The following is a 14,285-nucleotide window of genomic DNA, read 5'->3' as shown; positions in this document are numbered from 1 at the left end:
ATCGGCGCCTTCATCGAAGAGGTGTACAATCGTCAACGGCTGCACTCGGCTCTGGCTTACCAGCCGCCAGCCGAGTTCGAAGCAAATTTACCAGGTTGCGGGGCTGCTGCGCAGCAGCCCCGCAACCTGGCCCTAACCCATCAACCCGCCCTGCCGCCTCAAGCGCCGGGCTCCTGTCCCTGATTATCCTGTCTCACTACAGGGGTGCAGTTCAGTAAACGCTGATGCAGATGTCCCGGGTTACGCTTTCGCTCAACCCGGGCTACGAATTGCGCAACAGATCAGGTGAACCTGTGGAAGATCAGGAACGCGCCGGCGGCAATGAACGCAAAGCCGAGTGCGTGGTTCCAGCCGAGCGGCTCCTTGAGATAGAGCACGGAAAAGCCCGCGAACACGACCAGCGTGATCACCTCCTGCATGGTCTTGAGCTGCGCCGCCGAATAGACCGCGCTGCCCCAGCGGTTAGCCGGCACGGCAAGCCAATACTCAAAGAAGGCGATGCCCCAGCTTACCATGATCACCACCGGCAGCGGGCTCGCCTTGAACTTCAGGTGCCCGTACCAGGCAAAGGTCATGAAGATGTTGGACGCAAACAGCATCAGGATCGGCAGGATGGTCGGCGAAATCGTGGGCATCGATATCCTCTTGCAATGGTCCGCTACAGCATCCGAGCAGATCTTCTCGAGCGATCCATGCCACGGAACTGGTTCCAGGCAATTCGCATAGCATTTGACTCCAACAATGCGAAACTTTGGCGCGCGCGATCAAACCCCTCTTAAGCGTGACGCGCAAAATCCCGCCGCAAGCGAAATCCGTCGTCAAACTGCGCGCCTATCCTCGGTTGTAACGAGGCGCAAGCATGCAGTTGAACTGGCGCACGATCCTGGGCCCTGCCCTCACGATGGCGACAGCGCTATCCGCCTTCGCCGTCGACCGTCATCTCGCCGCCGTGCCCAATCCGGCGCCGTTGTTCGTTTGCATTGTCGCGCTCGCGAGTTCCGTCGGCGGCATCGCATCGGGCCTTCTGAGCGCGGCCATTGCGGTGGCGGGCTCGGCGATCTTTTTCCTCAACCATCGCGCGACGCCCGGCTACGACCTGTCGGACCTGGCGCGGATGGCGATGCTGGCGGCGACCGCTACCGTCACCGCAGTCATCACCGCCGTGCTCAGGCGAAAATGGATCGATGCCTTCGCCTGGGAGCAGAAGCATCATGCCACCGCCGAGCGCCTGAAGGCCGCGCTCGACGAGGTCGACATCGGGATCGTGCTGCTGGATTCGGACACGCGAGCAGAGTTCATCAACCGCGCCTTCCGCGACTATTTCGCGCTATCGGACGAACAAGCCGAAAGCAAACCGCCGTTCATCGCGCTGATGTATCATGGCCGCGACACCGGCGCATATGAATTGCCGAAGCACGAATTGAACGACTTCATCGCGCGGCGCATCGAACTGATGCGGATCGGCGACTCCACCCCGATCAACATCAACCTCGCCGACGGCCAGGTGCTGCGCTTCAGTTGCACCGCACTGCCCGACGGCGGCCGCATGCTGAGCTACACGCCGGTGACCGACCTGGTGCGCCGCACCGACGATCCGAAGAAGGCGGACTATTATCGCTCCCTGCGCGGCATCGGTCGTGCACCTGATCGCGGGCTTGGCTCGGCTTTGCGCGCCGCCGAATAGCGCCGATTGATCCGCGTCCACGGTGCCGATAATAACGACGGGCAGCATGCCGCCATCCGCAGCGTCATCTCGATCATCGCGCGGAGCTGCCGGCCACGCCGCCGGCTGTGGATAACTTGCCTGTCACCGGGGCGTAACAAAGCACGGCTAGGCTTTCTTACGCGTTTGATCAGGCCCCCGTCTCAGATCACACGCCCCCCGAGCGGTCCCCGTCAGTCGCCGCGTCTGACCGGGGCCGCTTTTTTTGCGCGACGTCCGCTCATGGCTGCACTGCAGCCGACGATGACGTGCGAGCCCGGCGCCGCCTTGCGGGGTGCTGGCGTGCGGGCCACAATGCGTTCCCTTTCCTTCTGTTTTTTGGATCGCTCCATGCAAATTCGCAATCTCGGCGGCTCGGGCCTGCGCGTTTCCGCCGTCGGCCTTGGCTGTAACAATTTCGGCCAGCGCACCGACCTCGAAACCTCGCGCCAGGTGATCCACCGCGCGCTCGATCTCGGCATCACCCTGTTCGACACCGCCGACATCTATGCCGGCATGGGCGGCTCGGAGACGGTGCTCGGCACTGTGCTCGGCGATCGCCGCAAGGACATCGTGCTGGCGACGAAATATTCCAAGCCGATGGCAACCGACGGCACCAAGCAGGGCGCCTCGCGGCGCTACATCATGTCCGCGGTCGAAGCGAGTTTGAGGCGATTGAAGACCGACTACATCGATCTCTACCAGCAGCACGATTACGACCCGCTGACGCCGATCGACGAAACCCTGCGTGCGCTCGACGATCTCGTGCGGCAGGGCAAGGTGCGCTACATCGGCAATTCGAATTTCCCGGCCTGGCGCATCGCGGAAGCCGAATATGTCGCGCGTGCGATGAATGTGAACCGCTTCGTCTCCTGCCAGGACGAATACAGCCTCGTGGTACGCGACATCGAGAAGGACCTGCTGCCGGCAGCTCAGGAATACAATCTCGGCCTGTTGCCGTTCTTCCCGCTCGCAAGCGGCCTGCTGACCGGCAAATACCAGCGCGGCACGGCGGCGCCTGCGGACACGCGCTTCGGCAAGATGCCGATGCTGCGCGACCGCTACATCACGCCGCGCAACGAGGATATCGTCGACAAACTCCAGGCCTTCGCCAAGGAGCGCGGCCACACCTTGCTGGAACTCGCCTTCTCCTGGCTCGCCTCACGCCCGCAAGTTTCAAGCGTGATCGCCGGCGCCACCCGCGTCGAGCAGGTCGAGCAGAACGTCAAGGCGATCGAGTGGACGTTGAGCGCGGAAGAGCTGGCGCAGATCGACGCGATCACGAAGAGCTAACTACACATGACGCCGTCGTCCCGGGCTTGACCCGGGACCCATAACCACAGGCGTTTGTGATGTGCTTCGCCGTAACCGCTTGCTCGCGCCACAACCACTCCCTGTGGTTATGGCTCCCGGCTCAAGGCCGGGACGACGGCGCGGCTGGGGTCTGCGCTTATACCACCACCAACCCCTGCATCGGCTTTGCGGTGCGGCTGTCGGGGAATACCGACTCCGCCAGCACGCGGTCGGCGAGCCCGAACTGGTCGTGCAGCACGCCTTTCATCACCGCGCGCAAATCGGTGGTCGGTGCGAGGTCGCGGCCCTGATAGAGATTGGCGGGCTTCAGGCCGGGCCAATCCGAGATCACGCGTCCGCCCTTCACCGCGCCGCCGGCGAGCAGCGCGATGGTGCCGGTGCCGTGGTCGGTGCCTTCGGTGCCGTTGATGCGCGCGGTGCGCCCGAATTCGGTGGCAACCACAATCACGGTATCACGCCAGCGTTCGCCGAGCCCGCTTTCGAATTCCGCCAGCGCGCCGTCGAGGCCGCCGAGCAGTTGCGCGAGACGACCGACCGGTCCGCCCTCCTTGGCGTGGGTGTCCCACCCATCGAAGGCGAGCGCGCCGATCCGTGGCCCGTCATCGGCCGCCATCAATTTCGCCGCGCCGCGCGCCACCAGCCGCATCGCGCCGACGCCATTGGTGCCCGGCTTCGGCTTCATCTCGTCGCCTTTCGCGACTTTCTCGAGCTGCAAGCCCTGCGTGAGCGCCGAGGCGAGCGCGGAATCGCGATGTTGATACAGCTCGAGCAGGCGCATCGCGGTGTCGTCATCGGCCTGCGGCAGCGCGACCGGCGCCCAGCCGACCGTCGGCGCCGCGCCGCGCAGCACCAGCGGCGTCGTCGGGCCGACCGCGAGCGCGTGCGTCACCCGCTCGCCTTTCGGCAACGCTTCGAGCGCGCGGTTGAGCCAGCCCGATTGCACCCTGCCCGGACCGGCAAAGCCGCTTTCGAGCACGTCCTGGCCATCAAAATGCGAGCGCTCGCGATAGGAGGTCGCAACCGCGTGGATCACGGCGGCCTGCCGGGCGCGATACATCCGCGCGAATTCCGGCATCGCAGGATGCAGGCCGAAGAAGGAGTCGAGCATGACGGCCGCGTTCGGTCCGTCCGGCCGGAGCGCGATCGAGCCATGCAGGCCGGCATAATCGGGATCGCCGATCGGCGCCACCGTCGCAAGGCCATCCAGCGCGCCGCGCAGGATCACGACGACCAGCCGCGGATCGCGGCCATCGGCTGCGCGCGCGAATTTCGGCACATACGCCCAGGCTGCGAACGCCGCGCCGCCGAGCAGCAGAGAGCGGCGCGAGGTGGCCTGCAGCAGCAGGCTTTCACAGCATTGCATCGTCACCTCCTCTGGAATTCCGGTGACATCAACAACAGCGCCAGCGCCTGCTGGCGCGACTCCGCGCGCTCGACGGTGCGGCGCGTGTCTGGCGAGGCAGCGTCCGCGGCGACCAGCTCGAGCAGCTCGCGCGGGTCGATGCCATCGCCAAGCCGCGAGGCAATCTGCGCCGAGATATCAAGCCGCAGCTTCATGCCTTCGGGCGCGGCCCATGCCGCGCTGGTATCGGGAAAACCGTTCGGCCCGGCCGGTGACCACAATGGCTGGCCGAGGACGTTGAGGCCGCCCAGATAGCGGGAGGGATCTTCGGGATTGCGCCCGAGCAGCCGGCCGGAGGCGATCAGGAATTCGTAAGGCGAGCGCATCTTGGTCGGCGGCGCGTCCCACGCCTCGCTGGAATCCACCAGCGCGGTCGCGAGCGCCTTCAGATCGCCGTCGGTCCTTCCGAAGACATCCTGCAGCCGCGCCACCAGGGCCGGCGGCGGATCGTCGGCCACGAAGTGGCGCGCGAATTTGGCGGCGATGAATTTTGCCGTCGAGGGATGGCGCGCGATGTCGGCAAGCACGGCCTCGCCCTGCGCCACGCCATTCGGCTCGTAGGCCTTGCCCATCACTCGCTGCGCGCCGGGCTGATGCGCGTTGGCATTGAACACGAAGGTGCCTGATGGCCCGAGCTGGCCCTGCCGGCCGGCAAAGGTCCACCCCGTGATGACGCGCGCGAGCGAGGTGACGTCGTCCTGGGTATAGCCGCCGCCGACGCCGAGCGTGTGCAATTCCATGATCTCGCGGGCGAGGTTTTCGTTGAGGCCGCGGTTCCGGTTGATGCCGGCGCGCGAGTCCGGACCCAAGGATTGCTGGTTGTCGAGGAAGAACAGCATTGCCGGATGCTGCTCGACCGCCTTCAGCATGTCGGCGAAGCGGCCGAGCACATGCGGCCGGATCGCCTCGCGCTCGAACGAGCCGGCCCAGATCCGCGCCAGCCCGCCCTTGTTGGCGGAGATGCAGAAATGGTTCGACCAGAACACGACCAGGCGCTCGACGAATCCGCAATCGGCAAAGGTGGCGCGCTGGATGCGCGCCAGCGCTTCAGTGCGAAACGTCTTCTGGATGACGTTGGCCGGTTGCGGCGGCGGCTTCGGCGGATTCGGCTGCGTCGCGGCATTCGCGTTATTGCCGTCGGCGGATGCCGCCATCGGCTCCTTGGCCATCATGTCCTTGGCGATCGAGGAGAGCGACGGGTTGCGGCGCTGCGCTTTGGGGTCCGTCGATGGCGCTTCCGTCGCTGCAGATTTCGCGACGGCGTCGCGCGCTTGCTGGATCTCGAACTGATAGTCGAACAGGGCCTTGCCGAGCGCCGGCGTGGAGGAAAGCCCGGGCATCTCCAAGAGCGCAGCATTGGCACGATTGAGTTCTGATGTCACAAAGCCGCGCGGATCGGATGCCGCGTTGACGAAATCGCCGGATGCGCCGCCGCGGGCGCCGAAGCCGAAGCGATTGAGCGCAACAAGGGCTGCTTGCGAATCGCGGGCCATCGGATTTCCCTTCGGGCGCCCTCGGTCTATGATTTGTGCAGCATCATAGCGCGCATCCGGATGAACCCTGGATTAATTCAGCGAGAGGAGAGCGGCCGAATTCATGACAAATCGGAAAGAAAGCACCTCGCGTCAGCTTTCCTGCAGACGCTGCGGCACCGCCTTCACCTGCGACCTGTCGGGCGGATGCTGGAGCGCGGCGGAACCCTACCGCCTGCCGATGCCGGCGCATGATGGCGGCGACTGCCTGTGCCCGGATTGCCTGCGCACTCTCGCCAGCCCGCAAACCGATGCGGCCGCGACGTGACGATGCGTTGGGACATCAGCGCCGTCCTGCTCGACATGGACGGAACCCTACTCGATACCGAGAAGGTCTATTTCGACAGCCTGGTCGCAGCGCTGAACGCGCACGGCTATACCGACGATGTCGTTGCCCTGTGTCACGCCATGATCGGCCTTCCCGGGCCGGAATGCGAATTGATGCTGGTGAGACGCTACGGCGACGATTTTCCGCTCGCCGAGATCAACCGGGCTTTCGCCGCCAACCGGGACGAGATGTTTCGCGCAGGGTTGCCGCTGAAGGCCGGCACCATCGAGCTGCTCGATGCGCTTCGATCCGCGGAATGTCCGATGGCGATCGTGACTTCCTCCTCGCGCCGCTCCGCCGACCAGCACCTGACGCTCGCAGGAATCCGCGCACGCTTTGACACCATCCTGACGCGGGACGACGTTACGCACTGCAAGCCGAGCCCGGATCTCTATCTGCTGGCTGCAGAACGGCTCCGCGTGAAACCGCAGGCCTGCGTCGCGATCGAGGATTCCAACCACGGCGTGACCGCGGCCCACGCCGCCGGTGCGATCACGCTGATGGTGCCGGACATGATCCCGCCGACCGAGGAAACGCGCGCCAAATGCGCCGCAGTGCTGCCGGACCTCAACGCAGCGCTGGCGATGCTGCGGGAACGCGGTGCGCTGTAACACCCGTCATTGCGAGCGCAGCGAAGCAATCCGTCTCTCCGCGCGTGGAGACATGGATTGCTTCGTCGCTTCGCTCCTCGCAATGACGGTGAACTCTACACCTCGTATCCAGGCGACTTCCGCGCCATGCCGTCGAAGGCGTCGAGCAGGCGCCCGCGCCAGGCGTAGACCGGATCGCTCTCGACCAGCAGCTTGAACGGGCTCACGACGCGCGCCCACTGGAAGCCACCGAACACGATGTAGTCGGCATAGTTCGGTTTGTCGCCGCCGAGATAGGCCTGCGTCCGCAGCGTCAGCCGCAACGGATCGAGGCTCTTGCGGAAGCCTTCGACCGCGTGATCGCGGGTGGCGGCGGCCTCTTCCAGCGGCTTGCCGAGCCGCGCCTCGCGCGACTTGCGGAAATAGGCGACGTCGTCAGGCGCAAGATGCGCAGGGATATCGGCGACGATCAGCGGGAAGATGCCGCCGATCACGGTGACATCGCCCCACCAGTTCAGCATGCGCCCCATCGCGCGGCCGCCCTCGCCGCCGAACAGCGAAGGACGGTCGGGATAAGTGTCCTCGAGATAATTGGCGATCGCCCAGGAATCGGCGACGGAAGTGTCGCCGTCGAGCAGCACCGGCACCTTGTCGGACTTGTGCGGCGCGATCGTCTCTTTCTCGGTGAAGCACCAGGGGATCGACTCGGCGCCGAGCCCCTTATGCGCAAGCGCCATCCGCGCGCGCCAGCAATACGGGCTGAACGGACGGGCAGTGTCGGTGCCGACGAGTTCGAACAGTTTCATGGCCATGGATCAATCTCGCTGATGTCGGCGGACAGAGTAGCCGTGGCCACAGCGAGCGCAATGGCGGAAGCCAGAGAGCTGTCATGCCCCGCGAAGGCGGGGCATCCAGTACGCCGCGGCGGCTGCATGGATCCACGACCGCCGGTGGTTACTGGATCATCCGCCTTCGCGGATGATGACGGAGCACGCAGCCGCGCTACCGCACCACCGCCGCGGTCTGGCCGAACAGGATCTTGCGCTCCTCCTCGGTGCGGATCGCCGGCTGGCCGAAGTTCGGATTGACCTCTTTCGCCTTGGCGTAGGCGCGCACCGTCGCGGGCCGATCCCTGATCGTTTCCAGCCAGGGCTTCAGATGCGGGAAATCGTCGATGTTCTGGCCCTGGTTCTGGTGGCCGACGACCCAGGGATAGCTCGCCATGTCGGCGATCGAATAGTCCCCGGCGACGAATTCGCGGTCGGCCAGGCGCTTGTTGAGCACGCCATAGAGGCGGTTGGTCTCGTTCACATAGCGGTCGATGGCGTATTGCAGCTTCTCTTGCGCATAGTTGCGGAAGTGATGGTTCTGCCCCGCCATCGGACCGAGGCGGCCATCTGCCAGAACGTCCACTGGATCGCGTCGTAGCGGCCATAGAGATCGGCGGGCAGGAACTTGCCGGTCTTCTCGGCGAGATAGAGCAGGATCGCGCCGGACTCGAACAGCGAGATCGGCTTGCTGCCGCCCTTCGGCGCATGATCGACGATCGCGGGAATCCGGTTGTTGGGCGCGACCTCCAGGAATTCCGGCGTGAATTGCTGGCCCTTGCCGATGTTGACCGGGATGATCTTGTAGTCCAGCCCGGTCTCCTCGAGGAACATCGTGATTTTGTGGCCGTTCGGCGTGGTCCAGTAGTGGAGGTCGATCATGGGCATGATCCTGCGGCTTAAAGGGTACACTCATCGGAGAAAGATGCGAGTGCATGAATCTCGCAGAACCCGCGGCAAGTCAATCCGGTTCTTGGCGCCATGCGCGCGAATTTGATCGGCGGGTACACCCCCGCGCATTGAGCCGAGATCGCCACGGTCCTACGCTTGGGCGCTCTGTGCAGTCAGAATATCTTTTTAGGAGGATTCAATGACGAGAGATTTGCCACGACGTGATGTTCTCAAAGGTTCAGCCGCGCTCGCCGGCATTGCGGCCGCCGGTGGATTTTCCTGCATCGAGATCGCCAGTGCGGCACCGATCGAGGTGCCGACCGTCGACAGACTGTCGATCCGCGTATTGGTCGACAGCAGCTACGACATGTTCTTCCGCCCGAAACAGGCAAACGGCGTATCGATCGCGCCACCGGCGCGAAGCGCCGACTTCCGCAAGTCGCTGCACAATGAATGGGGCCTGTCGCTGTGGCTGGAATCGCAGGCCGCGGGCACCCAGCGCACGCTGATGCTGGACTACGGCTACACGCCCGACGTGCTCATCAACAATATGGAGCTGGTCGGCGTCGAGCCGTCGAAGCTCGATGCGCTGATCGTCAGCCACGGGCATTACGATCATTTCGGCGGCCTGATCGGCTTCCTGGATAAATTCCGCGACAAGCTTCCCGCCGATGTGAAGCTCTACGCCGGCGGCGAGGACAATTTCTGCCACCGCGTCAACGCGACGCCGACCAAGGGCCAGTTCACCGACTTCGGCGCGCTCGACCGCCGCCAGCTTGCGGCGCACAAGGTCACGACCGTCCTCTGCGAAACGCCGACCGTGATCGCCGGTCACGCGTTCACGACGGGCAAGATCACGCGCCGCAGCATCGAGCGCATCCTGCCGCAGACCTGGGTCGAGTTCGGTATGAAAGACGGGCTCGGCTGCAATGCCAGCCATTATTTGCCGGCCGAGATGGAAGGCAAGATCGTCCCGGACGAGCACATCCACGAGCACGCGACCTGCTTCAACGTGAAAGACAAGGGGCTCGTGGTGATCAGCTCGTGCGGCCATGTCGGCATCGTCAATTCGGTGAAGCAGGCGCAGGAGGTCTCAGGCATCCAGAAGGTGCATGCCGTCGTCGGCGGCTTCCATCTCGGACCGGCGCCGAAAGACTACCTCACCGAGGTCGTGGCCGAGATCAAGAAACTCGAGCCTGATGTCGTGGTACCCATGCATTGCAGCGGACTGAACTTCGTCCAGGAAGCCAGCGCGCAAATGGGCGACAAGGTGCTCGTCACCACGACGGGCAGCCGCCTCTCCTTCGGCGCATGATCCTGCGGGCCGCCAGCAGCGCCGGCATCGGCCTGTGGCTGATGCTGGCGCCTGCCTGCGCGGGCGATGCACCCGCGCGATCGGCGGCGGAGGTCATGGACATCCTGATGTGGAACCGGGAGCCGGTCGGCGGGCCATTCGAGCTCGTCGACCACACCGGCCGTATCCGCACCGAGCGCGACTTCCGCGGACAGCTGATGCTGGTCTATTTCGGCTTCACCTCTTGCCCCGATGTCTGCCCCACTGATCTGCAAGCGATCGGGCTTGCGATGGACAGGCTCGGCAGCGATGCGGACAATGTGCAGCCGCTATTCATCACGGTCGATCCCGAGCGCGACACGCCGCAGCATCTGGCGGACTATGTGCCGCTGTTTCATCCGCGCCTGATCGGATTGACCGGAAGCCCTGACGCGATCCGCAAAGCAGCGGACGCCTACAAGGTCTACAGCGCCAAGGTGCCGCTCGGGAAAGACCGCGGCGACTACGCCGTCGACCACACCGCCTTCATCTATCTGATGGATCGCGACGGTGGCTATCTCGGCTTCTTCCCGCCGGGCACCTCGGCCGACCGCATGGTCGAGATCATCCGCCCGCACCTCGCCAAGTAGAGCGTTTGCCACTGCGCTGTTGTGCGGCACCAAGCCAGCTCAGCCAGCACGGCCGTGCTCGCGCAGGAATCGTTCGCCACTTTCGGTGACCACCACCCGCAAACCCTCGACCGTCGGGCGGCGCACGACATAGCCGCGATCGACGGCGTCTTCCCAGATCGTCAGCCGCGGGCAGGAGGTGCGCCAGGTCTCGATGACATCCGCGTAGAGCCGCGGCTCGCGCGCGATCCATTCGACGAGATCGAGCACCAACGCATCCGTCGCCTCCGCCATCGGACTTCCTCCGTCAATGCGCCATCGCGCTGTTACGCGCGACGAGCAGCCAGCCGCCATAGAGCATGTAATAGCTCGCGACCGTCGTGATCAGCCGGTTCGCCCAGGTGCGAAACTGGTGATCGCTCATCGCCTCAAGGATCCGGCGCGCCAGCGTGGTGCCGAGCATCGAGGCCGCCACAGCCACGCCCGCCAGCACCGGATCGAGCGTCGCGGCCTGGTCGATGATGCCGCCGAAATAGATCAGCTTGGTGAAATGGCTCGCGACCTGGCAGGTCGCCTTGGTCGCGACCACCTCGCGGCGGCCGAAATTGCCGCCGAGGAAGAAGGTGTCCATCAGCGGGCCGGAGACGCCGGTCATCAGCATCAGCCCCATGCAGACCGAGCCGTAGAACGTGCCCTGCCAGATGCTGTCGGGGTTCGGCTTTATTCCCTTCGGCATCAGCCGTGCCATGAACGGGGTGACGCCGAGCAGCAGCAGCGCGATCGGCTTGTCCGGCACGTAGCGCGTCGCCGACCAGATCGCCAGCGCCACGCCGCAGCCGATCAGGTAGACCGCGACCGGCCGCCAGCGGATATGCGCCCGCCACAGCAACGCGCGCCAGCCGTTCGAGGCCATCTGCGTGATCGCGTGCATCACCATCGCCGAGGGCAGCGGCAGGATGGTGAGCAGCACACCGATCAGGATCAGCCCGCCGGCCATGCCGAACAGGCCCGACAGGAACGCTGTCGCGACCATCAGCACGCCAAGGGCTGCAATCACGAGCGGGCTCATCGTGTTTCCTCCTGATGAAAGTTTGTGCCCCGCTTGGACTCGCGGCGCAAACTGAGTTATCTCCTCCTGGCATCAGTTTTCCTGAGGGTGATGGCTTGCGGCGGCTGCTCTTTCTCAACGGCATCAAGGCATTCGAGGCGGCGGCGCGCACCGGCAGCTTTGCCGGCGCGGGCGCCGAGCTCAACGTCACGGCGGCCGCGATCAGCCGGATGGTGCATCTCTTGGAAGAGCGGCTCGGGGTGGCGCTGTTCGAGCGCAAGGCCAACCGCCTCGTCACCACGGCGGCCGGCCGCTTCTACCAGAGCGGCTTGACGCCGATCTTCGATGCGCTGGCGAGCCTCACGGCGCAGGTCACCGCGCCCGCGAGCGTCCGTGTCCTGACCATCGGCGTCGGGCCAACGTTTGCGATGAAATGGCTGATCCCGCGGCTCGCCGATTTCCAGAAGGAAGAGCCGGAGATCGAGGTGCGCATCACCACCGGCGGCGCCGCAGCGCCGGAGCCGTTCAGCGACGACTGGAGCTGCGGCATCAAGCTCGGCGACGGCAATTGGCCGGGGCTGGTGGCCGAGCCGCTGTTCGCCGCCGATCTCCTTCCGGTGTGCACGCCGCGGCTGGCGAGCCAGCTCAAGCGCGCAAGCGACCTGAAGGGGAGAAGCCTGCTTCGGGTGGCGCACTCGCCGGACGATTGGCCGATGTGGCTGAAGGCCGCGGGCGTCATCAGGATCACGGCGCGCGGGCCCGAGTTCGAGTTTTACGGCCAGGCGCTGCAGGCGGCCGTCGACGGCCTCGGCGTCGCGATGGGAATCCGCCCTTATATCGACGACGACCTCGCTGCGGGGCGGCTGGTTGCGCCGTTCGAGCTCAGCGTGCCGAAGGGCATGCGCTGGTACCTCGTCTATCACGGCTTCCGCACCGGTCAGCGCGACTTCGCCGCCTTCCGCCGCTGGATCATCCGCGCCGCGGCCGAGCCCGCCGCGCGCGGCAAGGGGCAGCGATCCCTAATGAGGGAAGAGACGTGACGATCACGTTGTCGCAGCCCCACCGGCTGGACAGCGTGACCAAGGACTGGCAATAATAGACAATTATTGGTTGCATTTATATTTGACCGCCCCGGCGGTCGCATTGATGGAAAACGCCATGTCCAAAGGCACAGTTTTCCTGATCGCTTTCGCATTTCTGATCTCATCCGTTCGGGCACCCGACGCCCAGCCGTCCGAAAGGCCGATCGGCATTCTGCTGGCTGTCGGCGACATCGCGAGCTGTCATCACGACCCGACGCGAAACGGCAAGGCAACGGCCGAGCTGATCAAGCGCGAGATAGCGAGCGCCAAGGCGATTGACCAAAGTCTGGAAGTTCGTGTCCTGGCGCTTGGAGATCTTGCCTACGACCACGGCTCCTCGGAAAGCTTCGGCTGCTTTGATGCGGCATGGGGAGAGTTCAAGGACAAGATTCTGCCGGTGCCCGGCAACCACGACTACGAAACCAACAACGGCGCAGCCTATTTCAAGTACTTTGAAACAACGCTGCGGAATTTGAAGGCTGACAAGGGGAAGGCCTATTTCTCAGTGGAATTTCCCGCGCCAGCCGATCCTGCCGACAATCGTTCATGGCTCCTGATCGGACTGGACAGCAACGTCGAAACCGGGGCCAGTTCGGAGCAGGTTCGGTGGCTCAAGGCTGAACTGAGCCGGACAAACCGGAAATGCATTCTCGCCTTCAGCCACGCCTTCTTTTACAGCTCCGGCCTTCATGGACACGGTGAAAACAGAACGGTCACCCTCACCAAACCGCTCGTCCCCGAGAAACAAAGCCGCGCATTTTTCCAGGCGCTCTACGCCGGCCGGGCATCCGTGTTCGTGGCCGGACATGATCATCATTACGAACAGCTCGGTCGCGCGAACGCGGAAGGTAAACCGGCGGATAACGGACAAGCCGCGATGGTCCCCGACGGGGTGAGGTCGTTCGTCGTCGGGACCGGCGGAAAGGCCCTGTATTCAAACGACTATCGGAAGAAATGGGCATTTACCGAAGCATACGATCTGCGCAGCCATGGCGTGCTCAAGATCGAACTTTACCCCGATTCATACCAATGGGTGTTTGTGCCCACCAAGCCCAACGAAGCATCGTTCAAAGTCATACACGAGGTAAGAGCCGATAAGTGCAATCGCTCTTGATCATTATTGCGTGGATTTGGAGTGACCGAAGATGAGTGCGAACAAGCTATTGCAGAAGCTTGCAATGATTTACCAAGGTGAGGAAATCCGGTATCCGCAGCTACGCGCCGTCACACTTGCGCAGTGGATGCTCGAAAGCGGCCGCGCCACGTCGAAGCTCGCCAAGCTGCATTACAATTTCGGTGGCATCAAGTGGCGAAGGGAAATGGCGCCGTTTGCGACCAGGATCGAATACGAGGCGAGTGATGGCGTCGACTACTACTGCAAGTTCGCCACCATCGAGAGTTTCATCGCGGGATATTGGGCCTTTCTCAATCGGGCACCCTACACCGGCTGGGAAGAACATGTGGAGACCGCCGAGGAGTTCATCCGCTTTATCGGACCGATTTACACCCCTACAAGAAGGTACGCCGACAAAGTGCTTGACCTAGCATTACAGTTGTTTTTTTAGTGGGTTTCTGAATCCATGGGCAACCATGATTCGAAGATCGTGGACGCAGGCAGCGTCGATTGAGGAGACGCTTGCGTTGTGGGCGGCGTCGCTTCGGGAGAT

Annotated in this window: 16 protein-coding genes and 1 pseudogene; 10 read left to right on the top strand and 7 right to left on the bottom strand. The window is 64.0% G+C overall.

Going from position 1 to position 14,285, the window contains the following annotated elements; translation table 11 throughout:
- The coding region (locus ACZYOF_RS37180; RefSeq protein WP_463718877.1) for a hypothetical protein at positions 1 to 183 on the top strand (183 nt) is incomplete at its 5' end.
- Between the two features lie 98 nt (positions 184 to 281).
- Here the strand turns inward: ACZYOF_RS37180 and ACZYOF_RS37175 are convergent.
- Complete coding sequence (locus tag ACZYOF_RS37175; RefSeq protein WP_130584202.1) at positions 282 to 635, bottom strand: DMT family protein; 354 nt, start codon at positions 633 to 635, stop codon at positions 282 to 284.
- 224 nt (positions 636 to 859) lie between these two features.
- Between ACZYOF_RS37175 and ACZYOF_RS37170 the strand changes: the two genes are divergently transcribed.
- Together ACZYOF_RS37170 and ACZYOF_RS37165 are read left to right on the top strand one after the other, a co-directional pair.
- Positions 860 to 1,684 (top strand): PAS-domain containing protein, encoded by an 825-nt coding sequence (locus ACZYOF_RS37170; RefSeq protein ID WP_463718876.1) that lies wholly within the window; start codon positions 860 to 862, stop codon positions 1,682 to 1,684.
- A 369-nt stretch (positions 1,685 to 2,053) separates the two neighbouring features.
- Positions 2,054 to 2,995: an aldo/keto reductase gene (locus ACZYOF_RS37165; protein WP_394569847.1), complete on the top strand. Its 942-nt coding sequence runs from the start codon at positions 2,054 to 2,056 to the stop codon at positions 2,993 to 2,995.
- A 157-nt stretch (positions 2,996 to 3,152) separates the two neighbouring features.
- On the opposite strand, the gene ACZYOF_RS37160 is transcribed toward ACZYOF_RS37165, so the two are convergent.
- Positions 3,153 to 4,379, bottom strand: a complete 1,227-nt coding sequence (locus tag ACZYOF_RS37160) for a DUF1501 domain-containing protein (RefSeq protein ID WP_463718875.1) — start codon at positions 4,377 to 4,379, stop codon at positions 3,153 to 3,155.
- A 2-nt stretch (positions 4,380 to 4,381) separates the two neighbouring features.
- Positions 4,382 to 5,911, bottom strand: coding sequence for a DUF1800 domain-containing protein (locus ACZYOF_RS37155; RefSeq protein WP_463718874.1), 1,530 nt, complete (start codon positions 5,909 to 5,911; stop codon positions 4,382 to 4,384).
- A gap of 103 nt (positions 5,912 to 6,014) precedes the next feature.
- On the opposite strand from ACZYOF_RS37155, the gene ACZYOF_RS37150 reads away from it, so the two are divergent.
- Positions 6,015 to 6,218, top strand: a complete 204-nt coding sequence (locus ACZYOF_RS37150; protein WP_463718873.1) for a cysteine-rich CWC family protein — start codon at positions 6,015 to 6,017, stop codon at positions 6,216 to 6,218.
- Between the two features lie 2 nt (positions 6,219 to 6,220).
- Positions 6,221 to 6,889, top strand: coding sequence for an HAD family hydrolase (locus ACZYOF_RS37145; RefSeq protein WP_463718872.1), 669 nt, complete (start codon positions 6,221 to 6,223; stop codon positions 6,887 to 6,889).
- Between the two features lie 95 nt (positions 6,890 to 6,984).
- Here ACZYOF_RS37145 and ACZYOF_RS37140 read toward each other — a convergent pair whose 3' ends face one another.
- Positions 6,985 to 7,680 (bottom strand): glutathione S-transferase family protein, encoded by a 696-nt coding sequence (locus ACZYOF_RS37140; RefSeq protein ID WP_463718871.1) that lies wholly within the window; start codon positions 7,678 to 7,680, stop codon positions 6,985 to 6,987.
- A gap of 190 nt (positions 7,681 to 7,870) precedes the next feature.
- Positions 7,871 to 8,577, bottom strand: a pseudogene (locus tag ACZYOF_RS37135) (glutathione binding-like protein).
- A gap of 208 nt (positions 8,578 to 8,785) precedes the next feature.
- On the opposite strand from ACZYOF_RS37135, the gene ACZYOF_RS37130 reads away from it, so the two are divergent.
- Together ACZYOF_RS37130 and ACZYOF_RS37125 are read left to right on the top strand one after the other, a co-directional pair.
- The gene (locus ACZYOF_RS37130) at positions 8,786 to 9,901 is read left to right on the top strand and encodes an MBL fold metallo-hydrolase (RefSeq protein ID WP_463718870.1); all 1,116 of its coding nucleotides are present in this window, start codon (positions 8,786 to 8,788) and stop codon (positions 9,899 to 9,901) included.
- On the top strand, positions 9,898 to 10,509 hold the full coding sequence (locus ACZYOF_RS37125; protein ID WP_463718869.1) for an SCO family protein: 612 nt from the start codon (positions 9,898 to 9,900) through the stop codon (positions 10,507 to 10,509). The genes ACZYOF_RS37130 and ACZYOF_RS37125 overlap by 4 nt, the downstream gene beginning before the upstream one ends.
- 39 nt (positions 10,510 to 10,548) lie before the next feature.
- On the opposite strand, the gene ACZYOF_RS37120 is transcribed toward ACZYOF_RS37125, so the two are convergent.
- Together ACZYOF_RS37120 and ACZYOF_RS37115 are read right to left on the bottom strand one after the other, a co-directional pair.
- Entirely contained in the window at positions 10,549 to 10,782 is a 234-nt protein-coding gene (locus ACZYOF_RS37120) for a hypothetical protein (protein ID WP_463718868.1), read from the bottom strand.
- A 13-nt stretch (positions 10,783 to 10,795) separates the two neighbouring features.
- Positions 10,796 to 11,557, bottom strand: coding sequence for a TSUP family transporter (locus ACZYOF_RS37115; RefSeq protein WP_463718867.1), 762 nt, complete (start codon positions 11,555 to 11,557; stop codon positions 10,796 to 10,798).
- Between the two features lie 95 nt (positions 11,558 to 11,652).
- Here ACZYOF_RS37115 and ACZYOF_RS37110 point away from each other — a divergent pair, with 95 nt between their 5' ends.
- The 3 genes from ACZYOF_RS37110 to ACZYOF_RS37100 all read left to right on the top strand — a co-directional run bounded on the left by ACZYOF_RS37110 (position 11,653) and on the right by ACZYOF_RS37100 (position 14,183).
- Positions 11,653 to 12,576, top strand: a complete 924-nt coding sequence (locus ACZYOF_RS37110; protein WP_463718866.1) for a LysR substrate-binding domain-containing protein — start codon at positions 11,653 to 11,655, stop codon at positions 12,574 to 12,576.
- 118 nt (positions 12,577 to 12,694) lie between these two features.
- On the top strand, positions 12,695 to 13,732 hold the full coding sequence (locus ACZYOF_RS37105) for a metallophosphoesterase family protein (RefSeq protein WP_463718865.1): 1,038 nt from the start codon (positions 12,695 to 12,697) through the stop codon (positions 13,730 to 13,732).
- Positions 13,733 to 13,763: 31 nt separating this feature from the next.
- Complete coding sequence (locus ACZYOF_RS37100; RefSeq protein ID WP_463718864.1) at positions 13,764 to 14,183, top strand: glucosaminidase domain-containing protein; 420 nt, start codon at positions 13,764 to 13,766, stop codon at positions 14,181 to 14,183.
- Positions 14,184 to 14,285: the final 102 nt, after the last annotated feature.

It is taken from the genome of Bradyrhizobium sp. LeoA1Lang (genome assembly GCF_055413685.1).
The sequence above is the reverse complement of the archived record's forward strand: the minus strand, read 5'-3'. Positions and strand labels throughout refer to the sequence as shown.

Coding starts and splice junctions, on each gene's coding strand:
- ACZYOF_RS37145 (WP_463718872.1), top strand. CDS start 6,221: ATGCGTTGGGACATCAGCGCCGTCCTGCTCGACATGGACGGAACCCTA.
- ACZYOF_RS37155 (WP_463718874.1), bottom strand. CDS start 5,911: ATGGCCCGCGATTCGCAAGCAGCCCTTGTTGCGCTCAATCGCTTCGGC.
- ACZYOF_RS37160 (WP_463718875.1), bottom strand. CDS start 4,379: ATGCAATGCTGTGAAAGCCTGCTGCTGCAGGCCACCTCGCGCCGCTCT.
- ACZYOF_RS37125 (WP_463718869.1), top strand. CDS start 9,898: ATGATCCTGCGGGCCGCCAGCAGCGCCGGCATCGGCCTGTGGCTGATG.
- ACZYOF_RS37130 (WP_463718870.1), top strand. CDS start 8,786: ATGACGAGAGATTTGCCACGACGTGATGTTCTCAAAGGTTCAGCCGCG.
- ACZYOF_RS37100 (WP_463718864.1), top strand. CDS start 13,764: ATGAGTGCGAACAAGCTATTGCAGAAGCTTGCAATGATTTACCAAGGT.
- ACZYOF_RS37165 (WP_394569847.1), top strand. CDS start 2,054: ATGCAAATTCGCAATCTCGGCGGCTCGGGCCTGCGCGTTTCCGCCGTC.
- ACZYOF_RS37120 (WP_463718868.1), bottom strand. CDS start 10,782: ATGGCGGAGGCGACGGATGCGTTGGTGCTCGATCTCGTCGAATGGATC.
- ACZYOF_RS37175 (WP_130584202.1), bottom strand. CDS start 635: ATGCCCACGATTTCGCCGACCATCCTGCCGATCCTGATGCTGTTTGCG.
- ACZYOF_RS37105 (WP_463718865.1), top strand. CDS start 12,695: ATGTCCAAAGGCACAGTTTTCCTGATCGCTTTCGCATTTCTGATCTCA.
- ACZYOF_RS37140 (WP_463718871.1), bottom strand. CDS start 7,680: ATGGCCATGAAACTGTTCGAACTCGTCGGCACCGACACTGCCCGTCCG.
- ACZYOF_RS37150 (WP_463718873.1), top strand. CDS start 6,015: ATGACAAATCGGAAAGAAAGCACCTCGCGTCAGCTTTCCTGCAGACGC.
- ACZYOF_RS37115 (WP_463718867.1), bottom strand. CDS start 11,557: ATGAGCCCGCTCGTGATTGCAGCCCTTGGCGTGCTGATGGTCGCGACA.
- ACZYOF_RS37170 (WP_463718876.1), top strand. CDS start 860: ATGCAGTTGAACTGGCGCACGATCCTGGGCCCTGCCCTCACGATGGCG.